Origin of the sequence: Streptomyces chromofuscus (assembly GCF_015160875.1) — a bacterium.
GTDB classification, from domain to species: domain Bacteria; phylum Actinomycetota; class Actinomycetes; order Streptomycetales; family Streptomycetaceae; genus Streptomyces; species Streptomyces chromofuscus.
On record NZ_CP063374.1, the window covers coordinates 5,350,023 to 5,375,573 of the forward strand.

The following is a 25,551-nucleotide window of genomic DNA, read 5'->3' on the forward strand; positions in this document are numbered from 1 at the left end:
GGCGATGGGAGCAGCGTCACCCGTGCGCCGGGAAGAGCCGCCGACGCGTTGGCGTGGGCCCTCGAAAGCCGTCAGCGCCTGCCTGGTCACGGGTGACTGGGCGGCCCGCCCGTATCAGGGTCCCGTCCGGTCAGGCAGTACGTGCCGCCCGCCGGGTCGCACATCACCGTCCAGTGGGCGCCGGCGGCGACGAACGTGGCTCCGAGCCGTTCGTGCGCGGCGCGGGTCGCCGCGACGTCCGCGCAGGCCATGTCGAGGTGGGCGGTGAGGGGCCGGTCGGTGCCGAGGCGCTGGAGCAGCACCCGCACCGGCAGCCCGGCCGGCGGCCCGAGCACATGGAACTCGGGGAGGGCACCCGGCCGGGACGTCCAGCCGTCCAGCAGCCGCGTCCAGAACGCGACCTCGGCCTCGTACGACGACGGCGGGACGTCGACGCACACCTGATCGAGCCGACTGCCCCGCACGACGGCCGGCCGCACCGACTCCCCGTGCCACGGCACGGCACAGAACAACTGGCCCGCGGGCGATCGCAGCACGGCCCACCCCTGGTGCTGGGCGACCGTCCCGGCCCCCGCCCGCACGGCGGACGCGGCGAATTCGTCCACGTCGTCCACGACGAGGTCGAGATGCGCGCCACCGGGGCCGGAGCCGACACCCTGGACCTTCACGCACGGGTCCGTTCCCGTGGCCGGCAGCAGGGTGACGAACTCTCCCCGCCGTGCGGACAGCCGGGTGCCCGTGACGGCGGTCCAGAAGGCCTCGGCGGCCGGGAGGCGTTCGGCGGGCCGGTCGACGAAGGCGTACGTCCAGTGGATCGTCATGGCGGCGATCGTAGGCCGCGGACCGGAAACCGCCGGCAGACAAGACCGCACCCGGACCGCCATGGACGCCGGGTTCGGCGGCCTGCGGACCGGGTGCGGGCAGGGAGACGCTGCAGGTAAGGAGTTGCAGGTCACAAGGTGAGACCCGGGATCAGGCCTTCTTCGTCTCCCAGAAGATCTTGTCGATCTGGGCGATGTAGTCCAGAGCCTTCTGGCCGGTGGCCGGGTCGGTGGACGCCTTGGCGGCCGACAAGGCCTTCAAGGTGTCGTTGACCAGCTGGTGCAGCTCCGGGTACTTCTCGAAGTGCGGGGGCTTGAAGTAGTCGCTCCAGAGCACCGAGACGTGGTGCTTGGCCAGCTCGGCGCGCTGCTCCTTGATGGTGGTGGCACGAGCCTGGAAGTGCGGGTCGTCGTTTCCGGCCATCTTCTCCTGGATGGCCTTCACCGACTCCGCCTCGATGCGGGCCTGGGCCGGGTCGTACACGCCGCAGGGCAGGTCGCAGTGCGCGCTGACCTTGACCTTGGGGGCAAACAGGCGGGAAAGCATGAAGCATTCCTTCCTCGTGATCGTCTTCTCAGGGGGGACATTACTCCCTGACCGACGTGATTTCGCGAGTGCCCCCATGGGCTTAGGACAAAAGTCCGGGGTGAGACTGAGACTGGTGGAGGATCGAACCGGGGAGGTGCCGGGGATGCCGGAGCTGTCGCAGGAGACCGAGCGGGAAAGGGGCGCCCCGCCCTTCGGGCTGGCCGAGGTCACCGGGCCGTCCATGGTGCCGACGCTGTACCACGGGGACCGGCTCCTGCTGCGCTACGGCGCCCGCGTCAGGCCCGGCGACGTCATCGTCCTGCGCCACCCCTTCCAGCAGGACCTGCTCGTCGTCAAGCGGGTGGCGGAGCGCCGCGACGGCGGCTGGTGGGTGCTCGGCGACAACGCGTACGCCGGCGGGGACAGCACCGACTACGGGGTCGTCCCCGACGAGCTGGTCCTGGGCCGGGTGGCGTTCCGCTACCGGCCGCTCAAGCCCGGCCGGCGCTCGCCGCTCACCGTGCTGCGCTGGGCGCTGTCGGCGGCCAGGCCCGTGTTCTCCGACCGGTCGGCCTCCAGGCGTTTGCGCGCCCGGTAGGCGGCCACGTTGGCGCGGGTGGCGCAGCGGTCGGAGCAGTAGCGCCGGGAGCGGTTGGTGGACGTGTCCAGGTAGGCGTTGCGGCACGGGGCCGCCTCGCACAGGCCCAGGCGGTCCACGCCGTACTCGGTGAGGTGGAAGGCGAGGCCCATCGCCGCGATCGCCGCGTAACCCGCGGTCGCGTTCGACGGGTGGTCCGCGAGGTGCATGTGCCACAGGGGGCGGCCGTCGTCGTCGCGGAAGTCGTGGCCGGAGATCTGCGGGCTGACCGGGAACTCCAGCAGCAGTGAGTTCAGCAGGTCCACGGCCAGGGTCTCCTCGCCGCCGTCGGCCGCCTCGAAGACCGCGCGCAGCCGGGCCCGGACCGAGCGGAACCGCGTCACGTCCGCGTCGGTGGCCCGGCGCGCCGCCGACTGGTTGCCGACGAAGAGCTCCCGGACGGCCTCGACCGAGGTCAGCGAGTCCTTGCCCCGGGCCGGCTCCTCGCTGTTCACGAGGCGTACGGCGTAGTCCGAGTAATAGGCCAGTTCCACTTGTAGTCCTTACGGAGGGGCTCTATGGTCGTGTCCGCGGTCACGTAACGGCTGGTCGTGCTTCCAGGGTATTACGCAGGTGAGTCGAGAAGGGGCATCCATGACCACGGGCATCGGCACCGACTGGAACGCCTGGCAGGAGAGCTGGGACCGGCAGCAGGAGTGGTACATGCCGGACCGCGAGGAGCGGTTCCGGGTCATGCTCGACATGGTCGAGGCCTTCGCCGGCACCGCACCGCGGGTGCTGGACCTCGCCTGCGGCACCGGCACCATCACCGCCCGCCTGCTCGCCCGCTTCCCCGACGCCACCAGCACCGGCATCGACCTCGACCCCGCCCTGCTCACCATCGCCCGCGGCACCTTCGACGGCGACGACCGCGTCAGCTTCGTCGAGGCCGACCTGAAGGACCCCGACTGGCCGGCGCGGCTGCCGCACCCGACGTACGACGCGGTGCTGACCGCGACCGCCCTGCACTGGTTCCACGCCGAGCCCCTTCGCGCGCTGTACGGCCGGGTCGCCGGGCTCGTCCGGCACGGCGGCGTCTTCCTGAACGCCGATCACATGATCGACGACACCACGCCCCGCATCAACGCCGCCGAGCGCACCCTGCGGCACGCGCGCATGAGCCGGGCGCAGCAGGACGGCGCGCTCGACTGGGCCGACTGGTGGCAGCTCGCCGCCAAGGACCCCGTCCTCGCCGAGCCCACGGCGCGCCGCTTCGAGATCTACGGCGACCACGCGGACGGCGAGACGCCGTCGGCCCAGTGGCACGCGCGCGTACTGCGTGAGCAGGGGTTCGCCGAGGCACGCCCGGTGTGGTGCTCGCCGTCGGACACGCTGGTGCTGGCACTGAAGTAGGACGGGGAGGGCGGGCTCGCGGACGGCCGGCGGACAGCGAGAAGGGGCGGTACGGGTTTCCCGTACCGCCCCTTCTCCGGCCCGCCGGCCTACAGCACCTTGAACAGACCTACAGCACCTTGGACAGGAACGCCTGCGTCCGCTCGTGCTGCGGGTTGGTCAGGACGTCCCGCGGGTTGCCGGACTCGACCACCACGCCGCCGTCCATGAAGACCAGGCTGTCGCCGACCTCGCGGGCGAAGCCCATCTCGTGGGTGACGACGATCATGGTCATGCCGGACTCGGCGAGGTCGCGCATGACGTCGAGGACGTCACCGACCAGCTCCGGGTCCAGCGCCGAGGTCGGCTCGTCGAACAGCATCAGCTTCGGGTCCATGGCGAGGGCCCGGGCGATCGCGACGCGCTGCTGCTGGCCGCCGGAGAGCTGCGAGGGGTAGTTCCCGGCCTTGTCGGCCAGGCCGACGCGGTCCAGGAGCTGCATCGCCCGCTCCTTGGCCTGGCCGCGGCCGGCGCCCTTCACCTGGACCGGGGCCTCGGTGATGTTCTCCAGGGCCGTCATGTGCGGGAACAGGTTGAAGCGCTGGAAGACCATGCCGATGTCCCGCCGCTTCAGCGCGACCTCGCTGTCCTTCAGCTCGTACAGCTTGTCGCCCTTCTGGCGGTAGCCGACCAGCTCGCCGTCGACGTACAGCCGCCCGGCGTTGATCTTCTCCAGGTGGTTGATGCACCGCAGGAAGGTCGACTTGCCGGAGCCGGAGGGGCCGATCAGGCAGAAGACCTCGCCGGTCTTCACCTCCAGGTCGATGCCCTTGAGGACCTCGACGTGACCGAAGGACTTGTGGACGCCCTCCGCCTTGACCATGGGCACGGCGGAGGCCTCGGCGGTCGCGTCGGCCTTGCCGGACTTCTCCGCGCCGCCGGGCTTCTCGTCGTTCCCGGACTTCTCGACGTTCTCGGTCTTCTCGACCTCGTCCGTCTTGCCGGTCTCGTCGGTCTTCTCGATCTTCTCGGTCATGCCACGCCTCCCTTCGGGCGGCCGAAGGACACCATGTTGGCCTTGATCTTCTGCCACGGCGTCGGCGGCAGCGAGCGGCTGGAACCGCGGGCGTAGTAGCGCTCGAGGTAGTACTGGCCGACGCTGAAGACCGAGGTCAGCAGCAGGTACCAGGCGGCGGCCAGGAAGAGCATCTCGGCCGGGGCGCCGGAGGTCTGGCCGATGTCCTGGGCGACGCGCAGCAACTCGGAGTACTGGACGACCGAGACCAGCGAGGTCGTCTTCAGCATGTTGATGACCTCGTTGCCCGTGGGCGGCACGATCACGCGCATCGCCTGCGGGATGACGATCCGGCGCAGCGTCTTGGCGTGGCTCATGCCCAGCGCGTGCGCCGCCTCGGTCTGGCCCTCGTCGACCGCGAGCAGGCCGGCACGGCAGATCTCCGCCATGTAGGCCGCCTCGTTCAGGCCGAGGCCGAGCAGCGCGGTCAGGAACGGGGTCATGAAGTCCGACCACTCGTCCCGGTAGACCGGCCCGAGGTTGATGTACTCGAAGACCAGGCCCAGGTTGAACCAGACGATCAGCTGGACCAGGACCGGGGTGCCGCGGAAGAACCAGATGTAGAACCAGGCGATCGACGAGGTCACCGGGTTGCGCGACAGGCGCATCACGGCCAGCACGATGCCGCCGACGATGCCGATCAGCATGGACAGCACGGTCAGCAGGAGCGTGTTGCCCACACCGCCGAGGACGCGGTCGTTGAACAGGTAGTCCGGGATCGCTCCCCAGTTGATCCTGCCCTGGGAGAACGCGTAGATGACGCCGCCCAGCAGGGCGATCGCGACGACGGCGGAGACATACCGCCCGTAGTGCCGGACCGGGATGGCCTTGATGGCCTCCGGTCCGGCCGCGGGCGTGTCCGCCGAACCCGTCGTCTTGTCGGTGTCAACAGTCACGGGTGTTGCCTTTCAGCGCCGCTGGTCGATGACCGAGCGGTCACTTGCCACCGTTGATGGTGGCCTTCTCGACGGCGCCGTCCTCGACGCCCCACTTCTCTATGATCTTGTCGTACTCGCCGTTGGCGATGACCGCATCCAGGGCGGCCTGGAGGGCGTCCCGCAGCTGAGCGTTGCCCTTGGCCACCGCGATGCCGTACGGAGCGGCCTCGACCTGCTCGCCGACCAGCTGGAAGTCGTTGCCCCCGCCGGAGGTCTTCACGGCGTACGCCGCGACCGGGAAGTCGGAGGAGCCGGCGTCGGCGCCGCCCGCGCGCAGGCGGGTCTGGGCCTGCTGGTCGTTGTCGAAGGCCTCGATCGTGAGCTTCTTGTTCTTCGGGCACTTCTTGGCCTCGGCCTTGGCGAGGTCCTCGGAGACCGTGCCGCGCTGCAGGACGATCTTCTTGCCGCACAGGTCGGACCAGGTCTTGATGCCCTGGTCGTCGCCCTTCTTGGTGTAGATCGAGACACCGGCGGTGAAGTAGTCCACGAAGTCGACGCCCTCACCGACCTTCTTGCCGGTGTCGGAGTCGATGCCCTCCTGGCGGTCCTTGGTGTCGGTCATCGCGGACATGGCGATGTCGTACCGCTTGGAGCGCAGACCGGTGAGCAGGGTGTCGAAGGTGCCGTTCTCGAACTCGAACGTCACACCGAGCTGCTTGCCCATGGCGGCGGCGAGGTCGGGGTCGATGCCGACCGTCTTGCCGGAGCTGTCCTTGAACTCGACCGGCGCGTACGCGATGTCGGAACCGACCTTGATGACGCCCTTGTCGCGGATCTGCTGGGGCAGCTTGTCGGCCAGCGGTGCCGCGCTCTTGGTGGCGGTGTCCGTGCTGTCCGAGCCGCCGTTCTCCGTCTGGTCACCGCAACCGGTGAGAAGCAGGGCGCCTGCGACCGCGATCGCACCGACCGCGGCTAGCCGGGAACGCGCGGCGGTCGTACGACGGGTGGAGCTTGCGGTCATTGTGGGTTCCTCCGGCGGATGGGTGAAGTGCCGATGGGGTCGGCAGTTGCCGTTGGGTCGACGAGAACACACAGCTTCGGGTGTCGCGACCTCGTGTGATTACCGCATCTTGCCATTCGGACTGGTCCGTTCAGGTAACCGGTCATGTCAAAATCGGATAACGGGTGACCCCCGAACCACACCACTCCGGTACATCACGACCGGACCTTCTACGGGAATGTTCGCTTCCGGCCGCAAGATCTTCAGCTTGTCTCAGGATGTGACGGTACGGATGCCGGTGTTTGGCGCCCAATGCGCCCTTGTCAAGGGTTTGCCGGGCTCTTGTCCCCATATTCAGGCATGAGTCATGTCACTGGCATGTGACCTTCGCGCTATCGACTCGTCGGCGACACCCTCCGTCCGGTAAGAAGGTTCTTTACACCCCTCATCCGGGGCTCAGGGCGCGTGTGCGGCGCGCCCGTCGCGTATGTGCCCGTACGCATCACTCACTGGGCCGTACGCGGTGCCCGCCCGCTCCTCACCAGGAGTGGACCCACCCTCAAACCATGAACACTTAAGGGGTCAGACAAAGTGGCAGCGGAGATCGTCAATCCTCGCAGCGACAGCAGTACGGAGCAGGAGGGAGGGGCGGAGCCCCTCGATTCCTTCGATCCGGCGTTCGCGCTGCACCGCGGCGGCAAGATGGCCGTGCGGGCCACCGTGCCGGTGCGTGACAAGGACGACCTGTCCCTGGCGTATACGCCGGGCGTCGCGAAGGTGTGCACCGCGATCGCCGAGCAGCCGGAACTCGTCCACGACTACACCTGGAAGTCGTCCGTGGTCGCCGTCGTGACCGACGGTACGGCGGTGCTGGGACTCGGGGACATCGGCCCCGAGGCCTCCCTTCCGGTCATGGAAGGCAAGGCGATCCTGTTCAAGCAGTTCGGCGGAGTGGACGCGGTGCCGATCGCGCTCGCCTGCACGGACGTGGACGAGATCGTGGAGACCGTGGTCCGCCTCGCTCCCTCCTTCGGCGGGGTGAACCTGGAGGACATCTCGGCGCCGCGGTGCTTCGAGATCGAGCGCAAGCTCCAGGAGCGGCTGGACATCCCGGTCTTCCACGACGACCAGCACGGCACGGCGGTCGTCACGCTGGCGGCCCTGCGGAACGCCGCGCGGCTGACCGGCAAGACGCTCGCCGACCTGCGGGCGGTCATCTCGGGCGCGGGCGCGGCCGGCGTCGCCATCGCGAAGATGCTGGTCGAGGCCGGGATCGGGGACGTCGCGGTCGCCGACCGCAAGGGCGTCGTCTCCGCCGATCGGGAGGACCTGACGCCGGTCAAGCGGGACCTCGCCGGGTTCACCAACAAGGCCGGGCTGTCCGGGTCGCTGGAGGCGGCCCTGGAGGGCGCGGACGTCTTCATCGGCGTCTCCGGCGGCACGGTGTCGGAGGAGGCCGTCGCCTCCATGGCCGAGGGCGCGTTCGTGTTCGCCATGGCCAACCCGAACCCCGAGGTGCACCCCGATGTGGCGCACAAGTACGCGGCGGTCGTCGCGACGGGCCGGTCGGACTTCCCGAACCAGATCAACAACGTGCTGGCGTTTCCGGGGATCTTCGCCGGGGCGCTTCAGGTGCGGGCGTCGCGGATCACCGAGGGTATGAAGATCGCGGCGGCCGAGGCGCTGGCGGGCGTGGTCGGTGACGACCTCGCCGCGGACTACGTCATTCCGTCGCCGTTCGACGAGCGGGTGGCACCGGCGGTGACCGCGGCTGTCGCCGCGGCGGCGCGCGCGGAGGGCGTTGCTCGCCGCTGACGTTCGCCTGTGATGGCCCCGTCCGTTCGGACGGGGCCATTCTTGTGTGAGCGCTGTGAGCGCTGTGAGCGCTGTGGGAGCTGTGGGCGCTGTGGGCGCTGTGGGAGCTGTGGTCCATGGGTCCGGCAGGGCATGGGGCGATGAGGGCACCGGCGGGGCATGGGGCGATGAGGGCGGTGAGGGCCATGAGGGTGTGGTCCGGTGCGGGTCGTCGTGGGCCGGTCGCGCCGTGCCCCGCCCCTGGGGGTTGCAGTCGGGTGTGTTCCATGGCAAGAGGGTGTGTCTCACAGGCTTCCGGCGTTCCGTTGGCCCCTCATGGAACCTATCGTCGGCTGCATGTTCGCTGTCTACGCCGCCCGAATCGACCGCGACCAGCCGCTGAGCGGCCTGGAGTTGGGGGAGCGTCCCGCCCCCGAGGCCAAGCCCGGCTGGAGTGTCGTCGACGTCAAGGCCGCCTCCCTCAACCACCACGACCTCTGGTCCCTGCGCGGCGTCGGCCTCGCGGAGGACAAGCTGCCGATGATCCTCGGCTGTGACGCCGCCGGCGTCGACGAGGACGGCAACGAGGTCGTCCTGCACTCCGTCATCGGCCAGACGGGGCACGGGGTCGGCCCGAAGGAACCCCGTTCCATCCTCACCGAGCGCTACCAGGGGACGTTCGCCGACCAGGTCGCCGTACCCACCTGGAACATCCTCCCCAAGCCGAAGGAGCTCTCCTTCGAGGAGGCCGCCTGCCTGCCGACCGCCTGGCTGACGGCCTACCGCATGCTGTTCACCAACGCCGGCGTGCGCCCCGGCGACTCGGTGCTGGTGCAGGGCGCCGGCGGCGGCGTCGCCACGGCCGCGATCGTGCTCGGCAAGGCCGCCGGACTGCGGGTGTTCGCGACCAGCCGGGACGAGGCCAAGCGCAAGCGCGCCGTGGAGCTCGGGGCCGTGGAGGCGCTGGAGTCGGGGGCGCGGCTGCCGCAGCGCGTCGACGCCGTGATCGAGACGGTCGGCGCCGCCACCTGGTCGCACTCGGTGAAGTCCCTGCGCCCCGGGGGCACGCTCGTCATCTCCGGCGCCACGAGCGGGGACCGGCCCTCCCACGCCGAACTGACCCGGATCTTCTTCCTGGAGCTGAAGGTCGTCGGTTCCACGATGGGGACCAAGGAGGAACTGGAGGACCTGCTGTCCTTCTGCGCCGCCGCCGGCGTACGCCCCGTCATCGACGAGGTGCTGCCCATGGACCGGGCCCGGGAGGGCTTCGAACGGCTGGCGTCCGGCGAGCAGTTCGGGAAGATCGTGCTCGCCAACGGCTGACGGTCTCTGTCGGTCTGCACGGCGGCCGGTCCGGCTTCGGACCGGCCGCTTTCGTATGTCACCGAGCTCGGCGGTTACGTCAACCAGGGTTGACGGCAACAGGAGTGTCAATGTAAGTTGACGTCATGACCGAAGCTACCGAACTCGCCGAGCGGGCCGGTGACCGCGATCCACGGGTCGGGCTGCGGGCTGTCGCCGCGTTGCGGCGGCTGCTGGAGCAGCTGGAGGCCGTGCAGGTGCGCAGCGCGCGCCAGCAGGGCTGGTCGTGGCAGGAGATCGCCGCGGAACTCGGCGTCAGCAGGCAGGCCGTGCACAAGAAGTACGGGAGGCGATGATGTTCGAACGTTTCACGAGGGACGCCCGGGCCGTGGTGAAGGGTGCCGTCGAGCACTGCGAGGGGGTGGGGGCGCAGAGTGTGGACGCGGAGCACCTGCTGCTCGCGCTGCTCGACCGTGAGGCGAGTCGGGGTTCGTTCGCGCTGACTGCGCTCGGGCTGGCGGAACGCCGGGAGTCGGTGACACGGGCGCTGGAGGAGGCCCGGCGGCGCGCGGGGCTGTCGCAGGCCGAGGCCGACGCGCTGGCCGGGCTGGGGATCGACGTCCTGGAGATCGTCTCCCGAGTGGAGGAGGCGCATGGCGTGGGCGCGATGTCCGGTGACCGGAAGGACCGGGGGTGGTGGGGCGGGCGCCGCTCCTTCGGCCGGGGCGCCAAGGAGGTGCTGGAGAAGTCGCTGCGCATCGCCGTCGCCCGCCGCGAACGGCACATCGGCGACGAGCACATCCTCCTCGCCCTGACCGCCCGCCCGGGTGTGCCCGCGGAGGTCCTCGCCGACCACGGCGTCACGTTCGAGTCGGTGACGCGCGTCCTGGGCACCGGGGGAGAGGCCAAGGCGAGCTGACCGACCACCGGCCGAGCCGGCGCCGGCCGAGCCGGCGTCTGCCGGGTCCGTGCCGGTCGAGCCGCCCGCTTAGAGCCGCGCCAGTCGAGTCCGCCCGCGTCGAGCCGCGCCGGTCGAGCCCGTCCCGGTCGAACTCACGTCGGCCAGTTGCGCTCCGGCCGGTTGCGTCTGGTCGAGCCCGCGCCGACCGAGTGCCCCCGACCGAGTGCCCCCGGTCGAGCCGACGCCGACCGAGCCTGCCCCCCCGTCGAGCCGACGTTGGCCAAGCCCGTCCCCGTCGAACTCGCGTCGGCCGGTTGCGCTCCGGCCGGTTGCGTCTGGTCGAGCCCGTCCCCGTCGAGCCCGCGCCGACCGAGTGCCCCCCGGTCGAGCCCTCCCCGGCGCGCCCGCCCTTTGGGTGCCCTCCCCGGCGTGCCCACCCCTTCCCCGCTCTCCCCGGCGTCCCTACCCCTTCGGTGCTCGCAGCAGCGCCCCGATGTGTGCCGCCGCCGTGGACAAGTGGCGGCGGGCGTCGCGGAGTTGGTCCGGTGTCACCCCGTGGTCACGGGCCGCGTCGCGGATGTCGTCACGGAAGCGGTCGAGGAGGCGGTCCAGGTCGCGCGCCGGGTCGCCGGTGGAGGAGTCGTCGTGGGACCAGGACGGCTCGTAGTCGGCCGGGAAGTCCTCCGAGGCGGCCGAGTACGCCGGCGGCGACGTCGATTCGGCCGCTGCGTCCCGGCCGAAGCCGAAGTCCTTGCCGAAGTCCTTTCCGAAGTTCATCCCGAACTGACCGAACTCCCGGGTCAGTTCCGTCAGCCCGTCCCGCAGCCCCGTCGGCCAGTCACCCCGCGCGAAGTGGTCCTGCACCTTCTCCTGGACCCGCTGGGCGATGCGCTGCACCTCCTCCTGCGCCTGCGCCCGGGCCCGCTCCTGCGCCTCCTTGGCCTGGTGCCGCGCCCGCTGGGCCTCCTCGCGAGCCCGGCGGCTCTCGTCCTTGGCGCGCCGGGCCTGCTCCTTCCACTCCTGCTTGACCCGCCGCATCTCCTCCTTCGCGGCGCGCCAGGCCTCCTTGTCGTACTCGCCGTAATCGCCGTGGTTTCCGGCGTCGCCGTTGACCGCGCCGCCCTTGTGGGCCTCGCTCATCGCCGCCCGCATCTCGCGCCGCAGATCGCCCGCGGCGCCGCGCACGTCGGCACGGATCTCGGCGGCCAGTTCCGCCACCGACTCGCGGATCTCCAGTTCCAGGTCGGCCAGTTCGCCGCTGCGCTCGGCCAGTTCGGCGCGTCCGGCGTCCGTGATGGCGTACACCTTGCGGCCGCCCTCGGTGGTGTGGGTGACCAGGCCCTCGGCCTCCAGCTTGGCCAGGCGCGGGTAGACCGTGCCCGCCGACGGCGCGTACAGCCCCTGGAAGCGTTCCTCCAGGAGGCGGATCACCTCGTAGCCGTGCCGCGGGGCCTCGTCGAGCAGCTTGAGTAGGTAGAGGCGGAGGCGGCCGTGAGCGAAGACGGGGGGCATGTCAGAGCACCTTCTTGTCGGTCGTGCCATCGGCCGGGGCGCTGGTCGGCGTCGCACCCTCGCCCGGACCGGAATCCGGATTGTCCCCCGAGGCGTCGCGCGGCTCGGCCGCCGGGTCGGCCCACGGCCCGTCGTCCTCCGCGGGCGGGCGGCGCAACAAGGCGATCGAGCCGGAGACGGTCGTGGCCTTCAGTCGGCCGTTGCCCGCGCCGAGGCGGCCGGTGATCCGCTTGGCGCCCCACTGGCCGGTGACCCGGAGGTCCTCGAAGGCGTTGGACACGGCCCCGCTCGCGGTGTTGGCCTCCACCTCCGCGTCCGCCGGGTGCGGCAGCCGGATGGCGATCTCGCCGGAGACACTGGTCAGACTGACGTCGGTGGGGCTGCCGGTCGGATCGAGGTCGACGATCATCGAGCCGCTGACCGAGTCGGCCCTGACGGAGGAGCCCGCGCCCTCGACCACGGTCAGGTCGCCGGACACGGAGTTGAAGCGCAGGTCGCCGCTGAGCGCCTGGGCCTCCACGTTCCCGGAGACGGTGTCCGCCCGGACCGGACCCGTCAGCCCGACGAGCGTGGTGTCCCCGGAGACGCCCTTGACTTCGGCGCGCCCTTCGATGCCCGAGACCACGGCGGCGGCGCTGACGACCCCGACCTCCACGCGCGTCCCCGCCGGAACCGCCAGTGACACCTCGGCGCTGCGGCGCCAGCCCTTGCGGTCGAGCCACTTGAGGAAGCCCTTCCAGGGCAGGTCCTCGTACGCCACCGTGAGCGTGCCGCCCTGCTGGGTGACGATCAGGGGCGGTCCCTCGATCTGGCCGACCTCCAGGCGGGCGGAACCTTCGTCGGTCCCCACCACGTTCACCGTTCCGTTGACGATGCGTACCTGGAGCTCGCTCACGGGCTCGTCGAAGGTGAGCTTGCTCGGCTCGGCGACGGACCACTCGGACATGGTGCTGACCTCCTCGACCCCCGGGCCGCACGGCGGACCGGACGGACGGACCCCGACGCGCCATATCGCGTCTTCCGTAATTCACGATATATCGTGGCCCTCGGAAGTCAAGACACTCTTTCCGGTGACTCACCGCCGCAGCGCACCCCTTGAACCGGGGCAAACCCGAACAGATACCCCTACGGTGTGAGCATGTCGACGGAAGCCCTCCAGGCCACCGGCGCCCTGCTCCTGTGCCGGGCGGCCCCCGACTCCGTCGCCCCCGTCGCCCCCCTGCTCCGTGAGCGCATGCTCCTGACCCGCGCCGGCGGCGACTGGAGCGTCCTCGTCCCCGAGGGCAGCCCCTGGCTGCGCGGCGGCGAACCCGTCGACCGCGTGCTCACCGGCTGGGCCACCGCACTCGCCGTCGGCGCCCCCTGGCCCGTCCTCGCCCTGTGGTGGGACCCGGACCGCGCCGGCTGCGCCCTGGCCTGCGGGTTCCGCCGCCCCGTCGGCTACGACTGGCTCGCGAACGGCACCCCCGCGGGCGAGGACGAGGCCATGCGCACCCTCACCGCCCGCCTCGGCCTCGACCCGGTCGCGGACCTGCCCGCCCTGGACCGCCTCACGAGCCCGGACCCCGCCGTCGACGCCACCGCCCGCCTGCGCGGCCTCCTCGCCCTCCTCACGCGCGCGGGTGTCGCGCCGCCTCCCGGTCTCACCCCCGGCGCCCCCACCGGCCGCCTCCTCGACGCGGCCCGCGCCCGGCCGGACGCCCGCACGATCGACTGGCCCCGCCGGCGGGAGACGGCCCCCGGCGTCGTTTCGGGCGGCAGCCGCTTGATCCCGTACCTCCCCCGGCCGGGCGACCCCGGGGCCCGCACCGTCGCCCTGGCCCAGGTCGCCGCCGGTCTCCCGGTCACGGCCTGGGGCGTACGCCGCCACCGCCCCGGCTGGACCACGGCGGGCCTGCTCCTGCTGGCCCACGGCGCGCTGGGCCTGGCGTACGACCTGACGCATCCGCGTGACTGACGGGCCCCGGCACGTGACCACGACACACGAAAGGGCGCCCGAAGGCGCCCGCCACCGCGCACCCGGAGCACCGGCGCGGACCTCGCGCCGGCCCGGCTCCGGGGACGCTCCCCGGCTACTCCTCGTCCTCGCGTACGACCTGACGCATCCGCGTGACTGACGGGCCCCGGCACGTGACCACGACACACGAAAGGGCGCCCGAAGGCGCCCGCCACCGCGCACCCGGAGCACCCGCGCGGACCTCGCGCCGGCCCGGCTCCGGGGACGCTCCCCGGCTACTCCTCGTCCTCGTCGTCCAGTCGCGCCAGCCACGTCGCCAGCCGCTCCACCGGCACCTCGAAGTCCGGGTTCAGATCGACGAAGGTGCGCAGTTGCTCGGCGAGCCACTCGAAGGTGATCTCCTCCTCGCCGCGCCGCTTCTCCAGCTCTTCGATGCCTCGGTCGGTGAAGTACATGCCTCAAGAATATGCGTCACTTGGCCGGTTAGCGGCCTCCCCCGGGAGCCGTGCGGAAGGCTAGCCTCGTCACGGTGCACCCGTGTGCCGGCTGGGGCCGGTCGGACGGAACGCGAGCTCGACGGGGGAAGCGGCATGAGTCACATCCAGGACATCGAACTGCCCAACGGCGTGGTGGTCACCGCCCGGATCGGCAGTGCCGACGCCTACGGCGACCAGGAGGACGTCGGCTTCACGGAGGGGGCGCGGGCCAAGGTCGAACAGCTGCAGGAACTGATCGCGGGTGTGGGCGGCACGGTGCTCGACGCCGCCCGTGCCGCCGGACCCACCGAGGCCGCCATCACCTTCGGCGTGGAGCTGACCGCCAAGGAAGGGCTGGCCGTCGCCGTCCTCGCCCGGGGAGAGGCGAAGGCCTCCCTCCAGGTGACCCTCACCTGGCAGCTCGACCGGCAGGCCGACCCCCAGGTGGGATCCACCGGCGCATGACCGAGCGCAACGAGCGCCTGCACGCCCTGGCCAAGGCCGCCACCGTGCACCTGCTCCCCGCCGACGCGGACGACAAGCCCCTGTGGGGCAGCGGCTTCTTCGTCGCCCCGGGCTGGGTGCTGACGGCGGCCCATGTGCTCCGCCCCCATCTGCGCGCGGACCACGAACTGACGTTCCGGGTGCGCGGCGAGGGTGTCGACGCCGAGGCGCGGCTGGCGCAGTGGCTGCTCACCGACCCCGGCCGGCCCGTCGTGCCACTGGACGAGGACATGGCCCTGGTCCGCCTGCTGGGCGAGGCCGACGAGCACGCGCACGAATGCGTGTGGCTCAGCGACCGGGCCGTACGGCACTCCGGCCCCGTCAAGGTGTACGGCTACTACCCCGAGCCGCCGCACACCCACGCCCGGGCCGTGGACGCCGACGTCAACGGGCAGGAGGACGGGCACGGGCTGATCATCAAGCCCGACGTCGACTTCCCGTCCGGGGTCTCGGGCGGCCCGCTGCTCGACCCGGTCACCGGGGCCGTGGTGGGACTGGTCAAGTCGCGGCGCAAACAGCAGGACGGCGGGAAGGCGGTCGCCATCGCGGCGCTGCGCCGGTTCGGCGAGACCTACCGCACCGTCATCGCCGCCCACGACCGCTGGCACGGCACCGAGCCCGTCTCCGAGAGCGGCGACAACTGGATCGACCAGCAGACCGGGCCCGGCGCCGACGGCGGCGCCGGCTGGACGCCTGCCGACCGGCGGAAGGCGCTGGACCTGCTGGCCGCGCTGCCCGCGCCGCCCGACGCGCCCACCGTCGAGATCCTCGCGACGCGCGCCCGCAGCGGCACCAAGTGGCCGGGCCCGACGCCCGAACTGCGCACCTGGCGCGACGGCTATGGACTGCTGTACGAGGGCGCGCATCCGCTCGACTCGCTCACCTTCCTGCGCTACCTCAGGTTCGTCGAGGCCTACGTGCGCTCCCGCGGCCGGCCGTGCCCCGAGCTGGGCGCCTGGATCGAACGGCGGCTGCGCAGGGACCTGCGTCGCGAGATGCACGCCTTCGTCCGCGAGGTACGGCTCCCGGACGAGTTGCGTCCCGTCCCGGCGCAGCGGCCCGACCGCGTCGTGATCCCGTATCCCGGCCCCGGCGAGGGTCCCACGGTCGCCGTCCTCCTCGACCCGGTGATCGGCTCGCAGCCCACCCGCTTCTTCTGGCAGATCTGGCTCGACGCCGGCGACGGCACGGGCGAGCCCGAGCTGTACGCGACCGACGACTCCGTGCACGGCCGGCTGCCCGGGGAACTGGTCCAGGCGCTGCGCAGGCCCCTGGGCGACCTGCTGCGTGCCAAGGACCGGGAGAACCGTCCGGTGCCGCTCGAGGTCGCCTTGCCCGCGGAGCACTTCGACACCGCGGTGCACCGCTGGCGGTTCGACGACATCGCCCAGCTCGACGACGCGGGACACCTCGGCGCGCGCCGCCGGGTGGTGCTGCGCTCCCTCGCGCGCCGGGGAGATCCGGACAAACTGTGGGCCGACCGCTGGCAGGCCATGACCGCCCAGCAGCGCTTCGTCGGCTGGCGCACCCCGCAGCGCGGTGTCGTGGCCACCGGCCGCGGCTACCGGGACGCGGGCTTCGACCGCATCCCCGTGATGTGCCGCCCGGCCGGCCGCGGCCCGGGGCGGAGCGCGATGAAGCTCGCCCTGGAGAACGGCCACGGCGTCGCCCTGTGGCACGTCGAGGGACACGTCACCCGCCTGTGCGCCGAGGACTGCGACGCCCTCTACGCCAAGGCGCAGGAGCTGCTCGGCACCCTCGGCTCGCTGGCCGAACTCCCCGACCGGCTGCGGCATCTGCGCCAGGACATCAGCGAGCGGCGCGCCGGCCACGGCTGGGCCGAACCGCTGGCGCTGCTCTACGACGACCCGCGCCGTCCGCTCCCCGCGGAGGAGACCGAGACCCTGGACGCCCCGCTGTGAGCACCCGCAGTGCGCGGCGCCCCCCGCGGCCGGACGGCTCCCGTCGTGGCTGGCCGAAAAGGCCGGTGCCGCTGACCGGGCCTGGGTACATTCTCAGGGGCCCGTTGTGGCGCGCAACGCCCCCGTCGGCCAGGACGTGGACCACCACCGACCGTCGACGAGGAGCGCAGCATGAGCGAGTGGTTCGTCTACCAGGGCAGCGGGCGACCGGATCCGGCCAGGATCGACCGGCTGCCGGAGCCGCCGCCGTGGCGCGCCTTCGACGCTCCGGTCGTGCCGTACGAGGTCCCGGCCCTCGACTCCGCCACCCGCCGCCGACTCGGCACCGGCACCGCTCCGCTGCCGATCCAGGACCCCGACACCCTCGAACTCGTCAACGCGGCGCTGTACCTGAGGCGTCCGCTGCTCGTCACCGGCGAACCGGGCGTCGGCAAGTCGACGCTCGCGCACTCCGTCGCGTACGAGCTCGGACTGGGCCGGGTGCTGGAGTGGCCCATCGTCAGCCGCAGCGAACTGCGGGACGGCCTCTACACGTACGACGCCATCGGCCGGCTGCAGGACGCCCAGCTCAGGCGGGCCGCCGAAGACCGCGCCCCGGCCGCCGGACCGGAGTCCGAGGACATCGGCCGGTACATCAAGCTCGGCCCGCTCGGCACCGCCCTGCTCGCCGCCGACCGGCCCCGGGTGCTGCTCATCGACGAGCTGGACAAGAGCGACATCGACCTGCCGAACGACCTGCTCAACGTGCTGGAGGAGGGCAGGTTCCCGATCCCCGAGCTGGAGCGGATCGCCGACCGGACGCCGGTGGTGCGGGTGCTCACCGACGACGGACGCAAGGTCGAGGTGACGGAGGGGCAGGTGCGCTGCCGCGCGTTCCCCTTCGTCGTGATGACCAGCAACCGTGAGCGCGAGTTCCCCGCCCCGCTGCTGCGCCGCTGCATCCCGCTGGACCTGAAGGCGCCGCGCGACGAACGCCTCGCCGCGCTCGTCCAGGCGCATTTCGGGCAGGACGCCTACGAGGCCAACCACGACATCGTCGACCACTTCACGGAGGCCGAGGCGGACGGCGCGCTGCGCCCCACCGACCAGCTCCTCAACGCCATCTTCCTGGCCCAGCACGCCGCCCGCGACGCGGCACGGCGCGAGGAGATCTCGGAGCTGCTGATGCAGCCCCTGGACCGCGGGCCCAGGTAGCCGATGTCCACGCGGGCCCCCGGCGTCCCGGCCGGTGCCACGAGCGACGCGCTCGCGGCACTGGTCGCGCGGCTGCGCGACGCGGGCATCGTGCCCGACGTCGAGGAGCTCGCGGACGCCCTGTGGCTGGCCCGCCACCTGCCCTCCCGGGACCGGCCGGCGGAACCCGCGGGCCCCGGCCCGCGTGGCACGACGTCCGCGCCGGCCGACGGCGCCGGTCCGCCGCCCCCGCGACCGCCCGAGGACGGCCCGGTCACGGCGGACGGCCCGGACCGCCGGCCCGACAGCGCCCGGCTGTTCGCCCCCGGTCCCGGAGGCGACGAGACCGGCACGCGGATGGCGCCCGTGAGCGTCCCCGCCGCGCCGGTCCTGCCCGAGCCCCTCGCCCTGCAGCGCGGAATGCGCCCGCTGCAGCGCTACCGCGCACCGGTACGTCCCGTGCCGCGCACCCTCGACGAGCGGGCCACCGCCGAGCGGGCCGCCGAGTCCGGCATCGTGGTGCCCCTGCTGCGCACCGAGCGGCGCCGCGAGGCACGCCTGCTGCTCCTGATGGACGTCTCCACCTCCACCGTGGTCTGGCAGCAGGTGCTCGACGAGCTGCGCCAGGTCTGCGAACGCGCCGGCGCCTTCCGGGAAGTACGCGTGCAGTACCTGCACGAGGCCCCCGGCGGACTGCCCGGCTACGCGGCGACCCCCGAGCACGTCCGCCCGCTGCACGCTCCCGAGCAGCTCAGCGACCCGACCGGGCGGCGTCTGACCCTCGTCCTCAGCGACTGCGCCGGCCCCATGTGGCGCAGCGGCCGGATGCAGCGGCTGCTGCACCGCTGGGCGTCGACCGCGCCCGTCGCCGTGGTCCAGCCGCTGCCGCAACGGATGTGGCTGCGCACCCATCTGCCCGCCCGGCGCGGCATGCTGCGCCGCCGCGAGGGGCCCGCCGGAACCCTGGAGTTCCAGCCGGACCGGGGACGCGTCGAGCGGGGCGCGCTGCCCGTGCCCGTGCTGGCGCTGCGCCGCGGCTCGGTGGAGGGCTGGGCGCGGCTGGTGTCCGGCACCACGGGGCAGTCGCTGGCCGCGGCGGCCGGCTGGGTCCACGCCGACCACGCCGCGTCCGGCGCGCCGGTGCGGGCCGCGGAGGACCTGAGCGGCGCCGAGCGCGTCCGGGTCTTCCGGCGGGCCGCCTCCCCGGAGGCCCGCCGCCTCGCCGTCTACCTGTCCGCGGTGCCGCTGTACCTGCCGGTCATGCAGCTCGTCCAGCACGCCATGCTCGCCGGCACCGGCCCCGAGGCGCTGTCCGAGGTGCTGCTCGGCGGCCTGCTCAGGCGCCGCGAGGACGCGGACGACCCGCGGGCCGTGCGCTACGACTTCCTGCCGGGGGTGGCGAGCGAGTTACGGTCGCGGCTCACCCTGGAGGAGGCACAGCTGCTGTTCAAGCACTGCTCCGCGTACGTGGACCGCAAGTTCGGGCGCAGCGCGCGCAACTTCCCGGCGCTGGCCGGGGCGTTCCTGCGGGGTGCGGTGGATCCGCAGGTGCCGGGGCCGCCCGTCGGACCGGTCGAGGACGAACCGGCCGGGCTGCGCGCGTTCGCGGAGGTGTCGGCGGACGTGCTGCGCGACCTCGGGGCGCGGATCCCGGCGGCCCCGAAGCGGCCGGAACTGACCGCGGGGGAGCTCCTCGGCAAGGGCAGGGAGGCCATAGGGCGCTTCGAGGGCGAGGGCCTCACCCGGGAACTCGACTCCGCCGTGCGGTACCTGCAACAGGCGCTGGAGATGGCGGCACCGGGCCCGGAGCGGCTGTCCGCCGCCGAGGAACTGGCCAACGCGCTGCTGGTGCGCTGGCGGGTGCGGCGGGTCGGGGACGATCTGCGGGACGCCTGGCAGGTGATCAGGGACCCGGACCGGCTCGGCGCGTCCGGAAGCCTCACGCGCGGCCTGGTCTGCTGGGCGCTCGCCGGGGAGGTGAGCGGCCGGGGCGTGGAGTTCGAGGGCGTCCCGGGCGGCCTGCGGGACTGGGCGCGCGGCGCGGCGCACGCCCGGCACCGGGCGGAGGAGTTCGCCCGCGCCGTGCTGCTGTACGTGGCCGACCGTGACCTGTCCCTGGCGATGCGGGGCGCGGGCTCGTGCCCCGCCGGGCTGAACGGCCCGCGGGCCTCCGCGGCGACCCTGCCGTACGTACGCCGGGCCATCGCCGAGGCGGGCGTGGACCACCCCGGGGCGGACGGCCCCTACCGGGCCGGCGACGCCGAGCAGTGGTACCTCACGCACCTCCAGCGGGCCGTCGGCGCGGCCGACGTGCGGGTGACGTTCCCCGGACGGGAGCGCGCGCAGATCGTGCGGGGGCAGCTGCTGCTGGACCAGGCGCGACAGTACGCCGGAGCCGGGCGGGTGCCGACGGCCCGGACACTGCCGGCCCGGGCGGCCGAACTGGCGTTGCGGGCCATGGACGACTTCCGCAGCGCGGTCCGCGGCAGACGCGTGCTGTCGGACGAGGAGCGCTGCCGGGCCTGGCTGGCGGTGGCGTCGGCCACCGGGATCGCCTGGCCGGCGGACGACGAGGGCCGCGAGCGCCAGACGCTGTACGCGGTGGACCAGGCGCTGCGGGCCGCGGGCGAGGAGCCCGCGCTGCGCTGCGAGTGCTACGTGCGGGCGGCACGCGTCTATCAGGCGGCGTACGACCGGACCGGTGACCTGGACCAGCTGGACCGCGCCGTGACGGCGTGGGCGCAGGCCGAACGGCTGCTGGGGGAGGACGAGCCGGGCCGGGCCGACGTGCTGTCCGAGTACGGCAGGGCGCTGATGAGCCGGTCGCGGGCCCGGGCATCCGCCGAGGACGTGACCCTGGCGGTCTCCGTTCTGCGCACCGCCCTGCAGGACACCCCGCAGGGCCATCCCGACATCCCCGCGCGCTGGGCCCGCCTGGGGCTGGCCCACCTCAGGCGCTACGAGACCCAGGAGGTGCTGTCCGACCTGTACGAGGCCGAGTGGACGATGGGCGAGGCCATCCGCAGCACCGAGGAGCCCGGGCACCTCGCGAACTTCTGGATGCTCCGGGCCCCCGTGCTGGAAGCCCTCCACGACCGCACGGACACCCTCACCTATCTGCACCGGGCGATCGAGGCCCTCGGGCACGCCGTCGAGCACGCCCGGGAAGCGGGCCTGGACGACGTGCCGGCCGAGGCCCGGCGGGAACGCGCCCGCCTGCGTGAGCGACTCGGCAGCACCACCCGTACCGCCGACCCCGAAACGGCCTCCGAGTGACCGCCCCGGCAGACGACACCCACATACCCCTCCCCGTGATCCGCAGACCCGACCGGACCGACCACCCGGTACTCGCGGCGATCCTCGCCGAACTGCGCAACCGGGACGAGGAGACCACGGTCGTCGCCCACTACGAAGACGCGCCATGACCACGCATCCGCAGTGGCCGCACGCCGCACTGGACACGACGGCGCACCGCCCCACGCCGCTGCGGCAGTTCGTGCTGAAGCTGCACAGCCGCTGCAACCTCGACTGCGCGTACTGCTACCTCTACCGGGGCAGGGACGACGGCTGGCGCGACCGTCCGCCGCGCACGCCCGAACCGACCATGCGGCGCACCGCGGCCCGGATCGCCGAACACGTACGGGCCCACGGCCTCGACCGCATCCGGGTGGAGCTGCACGGCGGCGAACCCCTCCTGGCCGGCCCGGACCCCGTCCTCGCCTACGTCCGGGCCGTCCGCGCTGCGGTCCCGCCCGGCTGCCGGGTCACCGCCACCGTGCAGACCAACGGCACCCGGCTGACCGACGCCGCCCTGGACGCCCTGGCCCGGGAGGGCGTCCGGGTCGGCCTCAGCCTCGACGGCGGGCGCGCCGCCCACAACGCCCGCCGCGTCGACCACGCCGGCCGCCCCGCCTGGCCCGCCGCCCACGCGGCCGCCCGCAGACTCGCCGCGCGACCGGAGGCCTACGCCGGGATCCTCTGCACGATCGACCTGGACGCAGACCCGCACGATGTCTACCGATCGCTCCTCGGCCTCGCCCCGCCCGGCGTGGACTTCCTGCTCCCGCACGCCAACTGGGCGCACCCGCCGCCGGGACCACCGCCCGGCCGCCCCGGCCGGCACCGTCCCCGCCCCACCCCCTACGGCGACTGGCTCGCCGCCGTCTTCGACGACTGGTGGGACGGCGGACGTCCGGGCACCCGGGTGCGGCTGTTCCAGGAGATCGCCGCCCTGCTGCTCGGCGCGCCCAGCGCGGCCGAGGCCGTGGGGCTGTCCCCGCTGGCCGCCGTCGTCGTGGAGACGGACGGCGCCATCGAGCAGGTCGACTCGCTCAGGTCGGCGTACCCGGGCGCGGCGGAGACCGGGCTGGACGTCTTCCGGCACTCGTTCGACCAGGCCCTGCGCCATCCGGGGATCGCCGCCCGGCAGCTCGGCGAGCGGGCACTGGCCCCCGAGTGCCGCAGCTGCCCGGTCGGCAGGGTGTGCGGGGGCGGCAACTACGTGCACCGGTACGCGCCCGGCACCGGCTTCCGGCATCCCAGCGTCTACTGCGCCGACCTGGAACGGCTCGTGCGACACGTCGCCGGCCGGCTGGAGCGGACGGCGCGCGGGTCGACATGAGCCCCATACCGAACCAACCCGACCGCTGCAGAAGCGATCTGACGCACAATTGACACATCGGCACACAGACGTGACAGGCTCGTACGAGGGGAATGCGGGATGACGGCGGAGCGCGGACACGTCACGGTGGTCTTCGCCGGGCAGAGCGAGTCCTGGGCCAAGTGGATCGACCACCAGATGCGGTCCGCCGGGCGGGCCACGACGCTGGTGCGCTGGAACCCGCTGCGGCGACCGGCGACCTCCGAGGCGCTGGGCGAGCTGCTGAGCGCCCCGGGGCGGATCCTGCTCGTCATCGACGACTGGCACGAGCAACTGGACCGCGACCGGTTCGACGCCTGGGCCGGCGTGCTCAAGCAGCTGCTGGCGGAGCACGGGGACCGGGTCGCCGCCGTGAGCGTCACCGCCCAGCCGATGCCCGACGCCGTCATCGCCCTCGCCCCCGTCGAACTGCGCGGCCTGAGACCCGAGGCGGCCCGCGAACGCGTCCTGGGCCTCGCCGGGATCCCGGCCCCCGACGCCCTGGACCTGCGCCGCGGCCCGCGCTTCCCGGACGACCCGCCGGCGGTGTGGGGCGGGGTACCGCGCCGCAACCGCCGCTTCGTCGGCCGCTCCGAGCTGCTGGAGCAGGTCCGCGGGGTGTTCGGCGCGGCCGGGCGGGACGGTGCCGCCGTCGCGCTGCGCGGGCCCAGCGGCAACGGCAAGACGCAGCTCGCGATGGAGTACGTCCATCGGTTCGCGGGCGAGTACGACATCGTCTGGTGGATCAGCGCCGCCCAACGCGTCACCGCACGGCAGCAGTTCGCCGAGCTCGCCCCCGCCATGGGCGTGCCGGGCACCGGCGACCTGTCCGCCACCATCAAGGCCGTCCAGCGGGAGCTGGACGGCACCCCCCGCCCCTGGCTGCTCGTGCTGGACGGGGCCGACGATCCAGAGCGGCTCGGCGGACTCGTCCCCGACGGACGCGGCCACGTCCTGGTCACCACCCATCGTGGCGAGTGGTCGGCCCACGCCGAGGTCGTCGAGGTGCCCGCCTTCGAACGCCGGGAGAGCGTCGCGTTCGCCCGCCGTCGCGCGGCCCGGCTCACCGACGACGAGGCCGGACGGCTCGCCCAGGTCGTGGAGGACATGCCGCTGCTGCTCGACCAGACGGCCGCCTGGCTCGAGCTCAACCCGGGCGTGCCCGTCAACGACTACATACGCGACATCCGCGACGGCAAGCCGGATCGTTTCGGCGTCATGGCCTCCGGCCACCACCCGAAGTACGAGGTCGCCTGGGCGAAGCTGGTCAACATGCTGCGCGAGCGCCACGAACCCGCCTGGCAGCTGCTCAACCTGCTGGTGTGCTTCGCCCACGACGTGGTCCCGGTACGCCTGCTGCAGACGGCCCGGCCCGCCGACCTGCCGCTCGAACTGGCCGAGCTGGTCGCCGAGCCCAGCAGCTGGAACACCGCGCTGCGCAGGCTCTCCGAGATCACTTCCATGCGCATCGAGTACGAGCAGGGCCCTCGCCTGGACACGCAGACCGTCGGCACCGTGCGCATGCACCGCCTCTTCCACCGGTTCGTCCGGTCCGTCCAGTCGCCCGGCGACGCTGCGCGCTACTCCGCCGCCGCCCGCCGGGTCCTCGTCTCCGCCGACCCGCGCGACTCCGCCTCCGCCGGCACCTGGGCCCGCTACTCGACGATCATCCCGCACCTGGAACCCTCGGGCGCGCTGGAGTCACCTGACGACGAGGTCCGGGACCTCGTGCTGAACTGCGTCGAGTACCTGCGGATGCGCGGCGAGTACCAGGACGGCTGGACGCTGAGCAGGCTCGCGGTGGACAGCTGGCGGCCCCGGTTCGGCGACACCGACCGGCGGGTGCTCGTCGCCGTGCACCAGCTCGGCAACATGCTGCGCAGACTCGGCCGGTACACCGAGGCGGAGGAGGTGGGCCGGGAGAACCTGCGGCGGCTGCGCGACGCCCGAGAGGTCCGGCCCATCGAGCTGATCCGCGCCAAGGACGGCCTCGGCGGCACGCTGATGGCGCTCGGCCGCTACACGGAGGCCCGCACCCTGTTCGAGGAGGCCGCCGCGAGCGCCGCGCAGGAACTCGGCGGCGAGAACGTCCCGCGCACCCTCAGCGTCCGCAGCAACCTCGCCGTCGCCATCGGCCTCCAGGGCCACTACGCCGAGGCGCTCGCCCTGCACCGCAGGGTCTTCGAGGCGCGGGTCCAGCTGCTCGGCGGCAAGGACGTCGCCACCCTCAACTCGGCCCTGCGCAGCGCCTGGATGCTGCGACTGCTGGGCCGGTACCGGGAGGCCATGACGATCCAGGGCCACAACTCCCGCGTCCACGGCCAGGTTCTCGACCGCAACCACAGCCAGACCCTCCAGGCCGAGCACAACCTCGCGCTGTGCGCCCGCCGCGACGGCGACCTCCAGTTCGCGCACGCCATGATGCGCGGGGTGCGGGAGAAACTGCTGCGCCGGCGCGGCGCCCTGCACCCCGAGACGCTGATGGTCTCCTGCGACTACGCGATGCTGCTGCGGCAGATGGATCACACGGCCGAGGCCAGGGAGCTGGCCGAGCTCACCGCCGCGCAGTACACGTCCCAACTCGGTCCGCAGCACCCCTACTCCGTGGGGGCGCGGGACAACGTGGCCACGGTCATGCGGGACTCGGGGGACCGGCGCGCCGCTCTGGAGCTGTCCCTCACCACCGTCCGGGAGATGGAACAGGCCGTCGGACGCGACCACCCGTGGGCCATCGGCTGCGCGAAGAACGGGGTCGCCGCCCTCGCCGCCACCGGTGACACGGACGCCGCGGCGGCGCTCGGCCGGGACGCCGCCGAGCGCTCAGCGCGGGTGCTGGGCGAGGAGCACATCCTCACGATCAGCCTCCGGGCGGGCCTCGCCCGTGACCTGGCCGAACTGGGCGAGCACGCGGAGGCCGAGACGCTGCGTCACGACGTCGCCGCCCGGCTCACCGCGCTCCTGGGCCCGGACCACCCGCACACCCGGTACATCCTCGAACGCCACCGCCCTTACTGGGACTTCGAGCCGCAGCCGATCTGACCCCGGCACGGCGAAGGGCCCGGCCCCGGAGAATTCCGGAACCGGGCCCTGTCAGCCGCA

22 protein-coding genes are annotated in these 25,551 nt (G+C 72.9%); 13 read left to right on the forward strand and 9 right to left on the reverse strand.

Annotated features, from left to right (window positions below):
- Positions 1–86: 86 nt before the first annotated feature.
- On the reverse strand, positions 87–821 hold the full coding sequence (locus IPT68_RS24260; protein ID WP_189696480.1) for a VOC family protein: 735 nt from the start codon (positions 819–821) through the stop codon (positions 87–89).
- Between the two features lie 151 nt (positions 822–972).
- Positions 973–1,368 carry a superoxide dismutase, Ni gene (gene sodN, locus IPT68_RS24265; RefSeq protein WP_141312035.1) on the reverse strand — a complete coding sequence of 132 codons (396 nt, stop codon included), beginning with the start codon at positions 1,366–1,368 and terminating at the stop codon, positions 973–975.
- Positions 1,369–1,513: 145 nt separating this feature from the next.
- Between sodN and sodX the strand changes: the two genes are divergently transcribed.
- Complete coding sequence (sodX, locus tag IPT68_RS24270) at positions 1,514–1,948, forward strand: nickel-type superoxide dismutase maturation protease (RefSeq protein ID WP_189696684.1); 435 nt, start codon at positions 1,514–1,516, stop codon at positions 1,946–1,948.
- On the opposite strand, the gene IPT68_RS24275 is transcribed toward sodX, so the two are convergent.
- The gene (locus tag IPT68_RS24275) at positions 1,831–2,481 is read right to left on the reverse strand and encodes a CGNR zinc finger domain-containing protein (RefSeq protein ID WP_189696481.1); all 651 of its coding nucleotides are present in this window, start codon (positions 2,479–2,481) and stop codon (positions 1,831–1,833) included. The two genes, sodX and IPT68_RS24275, sit on opposite strands and share 118 nt — an antisense overlap.
- 100 nt (positions 2,482–2,581) lie before the next feature.
- Here IPT68_RS24275 and IPT68_RS24280 point away from each other — a divergent pair, with 100 nt between their 5' ends.
- Positions 2,582–3,340: a class I SAM-dependent methyltransferase gene (locus tag IPT68_RS24280; protein WP_189696482.1), complete on the forward strand. Its 759-nt coding sequence runs from the start codon at positions 2,582–2,584 to the stop codon at positions 3,338–3,340.
- Positions 3,341–3,449: 109 nt separating this feature from the next.
- Here the strand turns inward: IPT68_RS24280 and IPT68_RS24285 are convergent, their stop codons facing one another.
- The 3 genes from IPT68_RS24285 to IPT68_RS24295 form a co-directional block, all read right to left on the reverse strand.
- Complete coding sequence (locus IPT68_RS24285) at positions 3,450–4,202, reverse strand: amino acid ABC transporter ATP-binding protein (RefSeq protein WP_189696685.1); 753 nt, start codon at positions 4,200–4,202, stop codon at positions 3,450–3,452.
- Between the two features lie 149 nt (positions 4,203–4,351).
- Positions 4,352–5,290: an amino acid ABC transporter permease gene (locus tag IPT68_RS24290; protein ID WP_189696483.1), complete on the reverse strand. Its 939-nt coding sequence runs from the start codon at positions 5,288–5,290 to the stop codon at positions 4,352–4,354.
- Positions 5,291–5,330: 40 nt separating this feature from the next.
- Positions 5,331–6,293 carry an ABC transporter substrate-binding protein gene (locus IPT68_RS24295; protein WP_189696484.1) on the reverse strand — a complete coding sequence of 321 codons (963 nt, stop codon included), beginning with the start codon at positions 6,291–6,293 and terminating at the stop codon, positions 5,331–5,333.
- Between the two features lie 570 nt (positions 6,294–6,863).
- Here IPT68_RS24295 and IPT68_RS24300 point away from each other — a divergent pair.
- The 4 genes from IPT68_RS24300 (at position 6,864) to IPT68_RS24315 (ending at position 10,287) form a co-directional block, all read left to right on the forward strand.
- Positions 6,864–8,087, forward strand: a complete 1,224-nt coding sequence (locus IPT68_RS24300; protein WP_189696485.1) for an NAD(P)-dependent malic enzyme — start codon at positions 6,864–6,866, stop codon at positions 8,085–8,087.
- Between the two features lie 336 nt (positions 8,088–8,423).
- A complete protein-coding gene (locus tag IPT68_RS24305; RefSeq protein WP_189696486.1) occupies positions 8,424–9,389 on the forward strand; it encodes a zinc-binding dehydrogenase in 966 nt (321 codons plus the stop codon).
- Between the two features lie 125 nt (positions 9,390–9,514).
- The gene (locus tag IPT68_RS24310; RefSeq protein WP_189696487.1) at positions 9,515–9,724 is read left to right on the forward strand and encodes a helix-turn-helix domain-containing protein; all 210 of its coding nucleotides are present in this window, start codon (positions 9,515–9,517) and stop codon (positions 9,722–9,724) included.
- On the forward strand, positions 9,724–10,287 hold the full coding sequence (locus tag IPT68_RS24315; RefSeq protein WP_189696686.1) for a Clp protease N-terminal domain-containing protein: 564 nt from the start codon (positions 9,724–9,726) through the stop codon (positions 10,285–10,287). Before IPT68_RS24310 ends, IPT68_RS24315 begins: the two co-directional genes overlap by 1 nt.
- Before the next feature lie 444 nt (positions 10,288–10,731).
- Here the strand turns inward: IPT68_RS24315 and IPT68_RS24320 are convergent, their stop codons facing one another.
- Both IPT68_RS24320 and IPT68_RS24325 read right to left on the reverse strand, forming a co-directional pair.
- Positions 10,732–11,781, reverse strand: coding sequence for a PadR family transcriptional regulator (locus IPT68_RS24320; protein ID WP_189696488.1), 1,050 nt, complete (start codon positions 11,779–11,781; stop codon positions 10,732–10,734).
- 1 nt (position 11,782) lies between these two features.
- Positions 11,783–12,727 carry a DUF4097 family beta strand repeat-containing protein gene (locus IPT68_RS24325; RefSeq protein ID WP_189696489.1) on the reverse strand — a complete coding sequence of 315 codons (945 nt, stop codon included), beginning with the start codon at positions 12,725–12,727 and terminating at the stop codon, positions 11,783–11,785.
- Between the two features lie 192 nt (positions 12,728–12,919).
- Here IPT68_RS24325 and IPT68_RS24330 point away from each other — a divergent pair, with 192 nt between their 5' ends.
- Positions 12,920–13,738, forward strand: a complete 819-nt coding sequence (locus IPT68_RS24330) for a hypothetical protein (RefSeq protein WP_189696490.1) — start codon at positions 12,920–12,922, stop codon at positions 13,736–13,738.
- Between the two features lie 275 nt (positions 13,739–14,013).
- Here the strand turns inward: IPT68_RS24330 and IPT68_RS24335 are convergent, their stop codons facing one another.
- Complete coding sequence (locus tag IPT68_RS24335) at positions 14,014–14,193, reverse strand: DUF6104 family protein (RefSeq protein ID WP_152776632.1); 180 nt, start codon at positions 14,191–14,193, stop codon at positions 14,014–14,016.
- Between the two features lie 135 nt (positions 14,194–14,328).
- Here IPT68_RS24335 and IPT68_RS24340 point away from each other — a divergent pair, with 135 nt between their 5' ends.
- The 6 genes from IPT68_RS24340 to fxsT all read left to right on the forward strand — a co-directional run bounded on the left by IPT68_RS24340 (position 14,329) and on the right by fxsT (position 25,491).
- Positions 14,329–14,679 (forward strand): CU044_2847 family protein, encoded by a 351-nt coding sequence (locus tag IPT68_RS24340; protein WP_189696491.1) that lies wholly within the window; start codon positions 14,329–14,331, stop codon positions 14,677–14,679.
- The gene (locus IPT68_RS24345) at positions 14,676–16,640 is read left to right on the forward strand and encodes a VMAP-C domain-containing protein (protein WP_189696492.1); all 1,965 of its coding nucleotides are present in this window, start codon (positions 14,676–14,678) and stop codon (positions 16,638–16,640) included. Before IPT68_RS24340 ends, IPT68_RS24345 begins: the two co-directional genes overlap by 4 nt.
- A gap of 171 nt (positions 16,641–16,811) precedes the next feature.
- Positions 16,812–17,834: an AAA family ATPase gene (locus tag IPT68_RS24350; RefSeq protein ID WP_189696493.1), complete on the forward strand. Its 1,023-nt coding sequence runs from the start codon at positions 16,812–16,814 to the stop codon at positions 17,832–17,834.
- A gap of 3 nt (positions 17,835–17,837) precedes the next feature.
- Entirely contained in the window at positions 17,838–21,089 is a 3,252-nt protein-coding gene (locus IPT68_RS24355) for an SAV_2336 N-terminal domain-related protein (protein WP_189696494.1), read from the forward strand.
- 145 nt (positions 21,090–21,234) lie between these two features.
- A complete protein-coding gene (locus IPT68_RS24360) occupies positions 21,235–22,434 on the forward strand; it encodes an FxsB family cyclophane-forming radical SAM/SPASM peptide maturase (RefSeq protein ID WP_189696495.1) in 1,200 nt (399 codons plus the stop codon).
- 99 nt (positions 22,435–22,533) lie between these two features.
- Positions 22,534–25,491 carry an FxSxx-COOH system tetratricopeptide repeat protein gene (gene fxsT, locus IPT68_RS24365; protein WP_189696496.1) on the forward strand — a complete coding sequence of 986 codons (2,958 nt, stop codon included), beginning with the start codon at positions 22,534–22,536 and terminating at the stop codon, positions 25,489–25,491.
- Positions 25,492–25,551 lie beyond the last annotated feature (60 nt).

Coding starts and splice junctions, on each gene's coding strand:
- IPT68_RS24345 (WP_189696492.1), top strand. CDS start 14,676: ATGACCGAGCGCAACGAGCGCCTGCACGCCCTGGCCAAGGCCGCCACC.
- IPT68_RS24350 (WP_189696493.1), top strand. CDS start 16,812: ATGAGCGAGTGGTTCGTCTACCAGGGCAGCGGGCGACCGGATCCGGCC.
- fxsT (WP_189696496.1), top strand. CDS start 22,534: ATGACGGCGGAGCGCGGACACGTCACGGTGGTCTTCGCCGGGCAGAGC.
- IPT68_RS24315 (WP_189696686.1), top strand. CDS start 9,724: ATGTTCGAACGTTTCACGAGGGACGCCCGGGCCGTGGTGAAGGGTGCC.
- IPT68_RS24325 (WP_189696489.1), bottom strand. CDS start 12,727: ATGTCCGAGTGGTCCGTCGCCGAGCCGAGCAAGCTCACCTTCGACGAG.
- IPT68_RS24330 (WP_189696490.1), top strand. CDS start 12,920: ATGTCGACGGAAGCCCTCCAGGCCACCGGCGCCCTGCTCCTGTGCCGG.
- IPT68_RS24280 (WP_189696482.1), top strand. CDS start 2,582: ATGACCACGGGCATCGGCACCGACTGGAACGCCTGGCAGGAGAGCTGG.
- IPT68_RS24285 (WP_189696685.1), bottom strand. CDS start 4,202: ATGGTCAAGGCGGAGGGCGTCCACAAGTCCTTCGGTCACGTCGAGGTC.
- IPT68_RS24360 (WP_189696495.1), top strand. CDS start 21,235: ATGACCACGCATCCGCAGTGGCCGCACGCCGCACTGGACACGACGGCG.
- IPT68_RS24340 (WP_189696491.1), top strand. CDS start 14,329: ATGAGTCACATCCAGGACATCGAACTGCCCAACGGCGTGGTGGTCACC.
- IPT68_RS24320 (WP_189696488.1), bottom strand. CDS start 11,781: ATGCCCCCCGTCTTCGCTCACGGCCGCCTCCGCCTCTACCTACTCAAG.
- sodX (WP_189696684.1), top strand. CDS start 1,514: ATGCCGGAGCTGTCGCAGGAGACCGAGCGGGAAAGGGGCGCCCCGCCC.
- IPT68_RS24355 (WP_189696494.1), top strand. CDS start 17,838: ATGTCCACGCGGGCCCCCGGCGTCCCGGCCGGTGCCACGAGCGACGCG.
- IPT68_RS24305 (WP_189696486.1), top strand. CDS start 8,424: ATGTTCGCTGTCTACGCCGCCCGAATCGACCGCGACCAGCCGCTGAGC.
- IPT68_RS24310 (WP_189696487.1), top strand. CDS start 9,515: ATGACCGAAGCTACCGAACTCGCCGAGCGGGCCGGTGACCGCGATCCA.
- IPT68_RS24295 (WP_189696484.1), bottom strand. CDS start 6,293: ATGACCGCAAGCTCCACCCGTCGTACGACCGCCGCGCGTTCCCGGCTA.
- sodN (WP_141312035.1), bottom strand. CDS start 1,368: ATGCTTTCCCGCCTGTTTGCCCCCAAGGTCAAGGTCAGCGCGCACTGC.
- IPT68_RS24335 (WP_152776632.1), bottom strand. CDS start 14,193: ATGTACTTCACCGACCGAGGCATCGAAGAGCTGGAGAAGCGGCGCGGC.
- IPT68_RS24260 (WP_189696480.1), bottom strand. CDS start 821: ATGACGATCCACTGGACGTACGCCTTCGTCGACCGGCCCGCCGAACGC.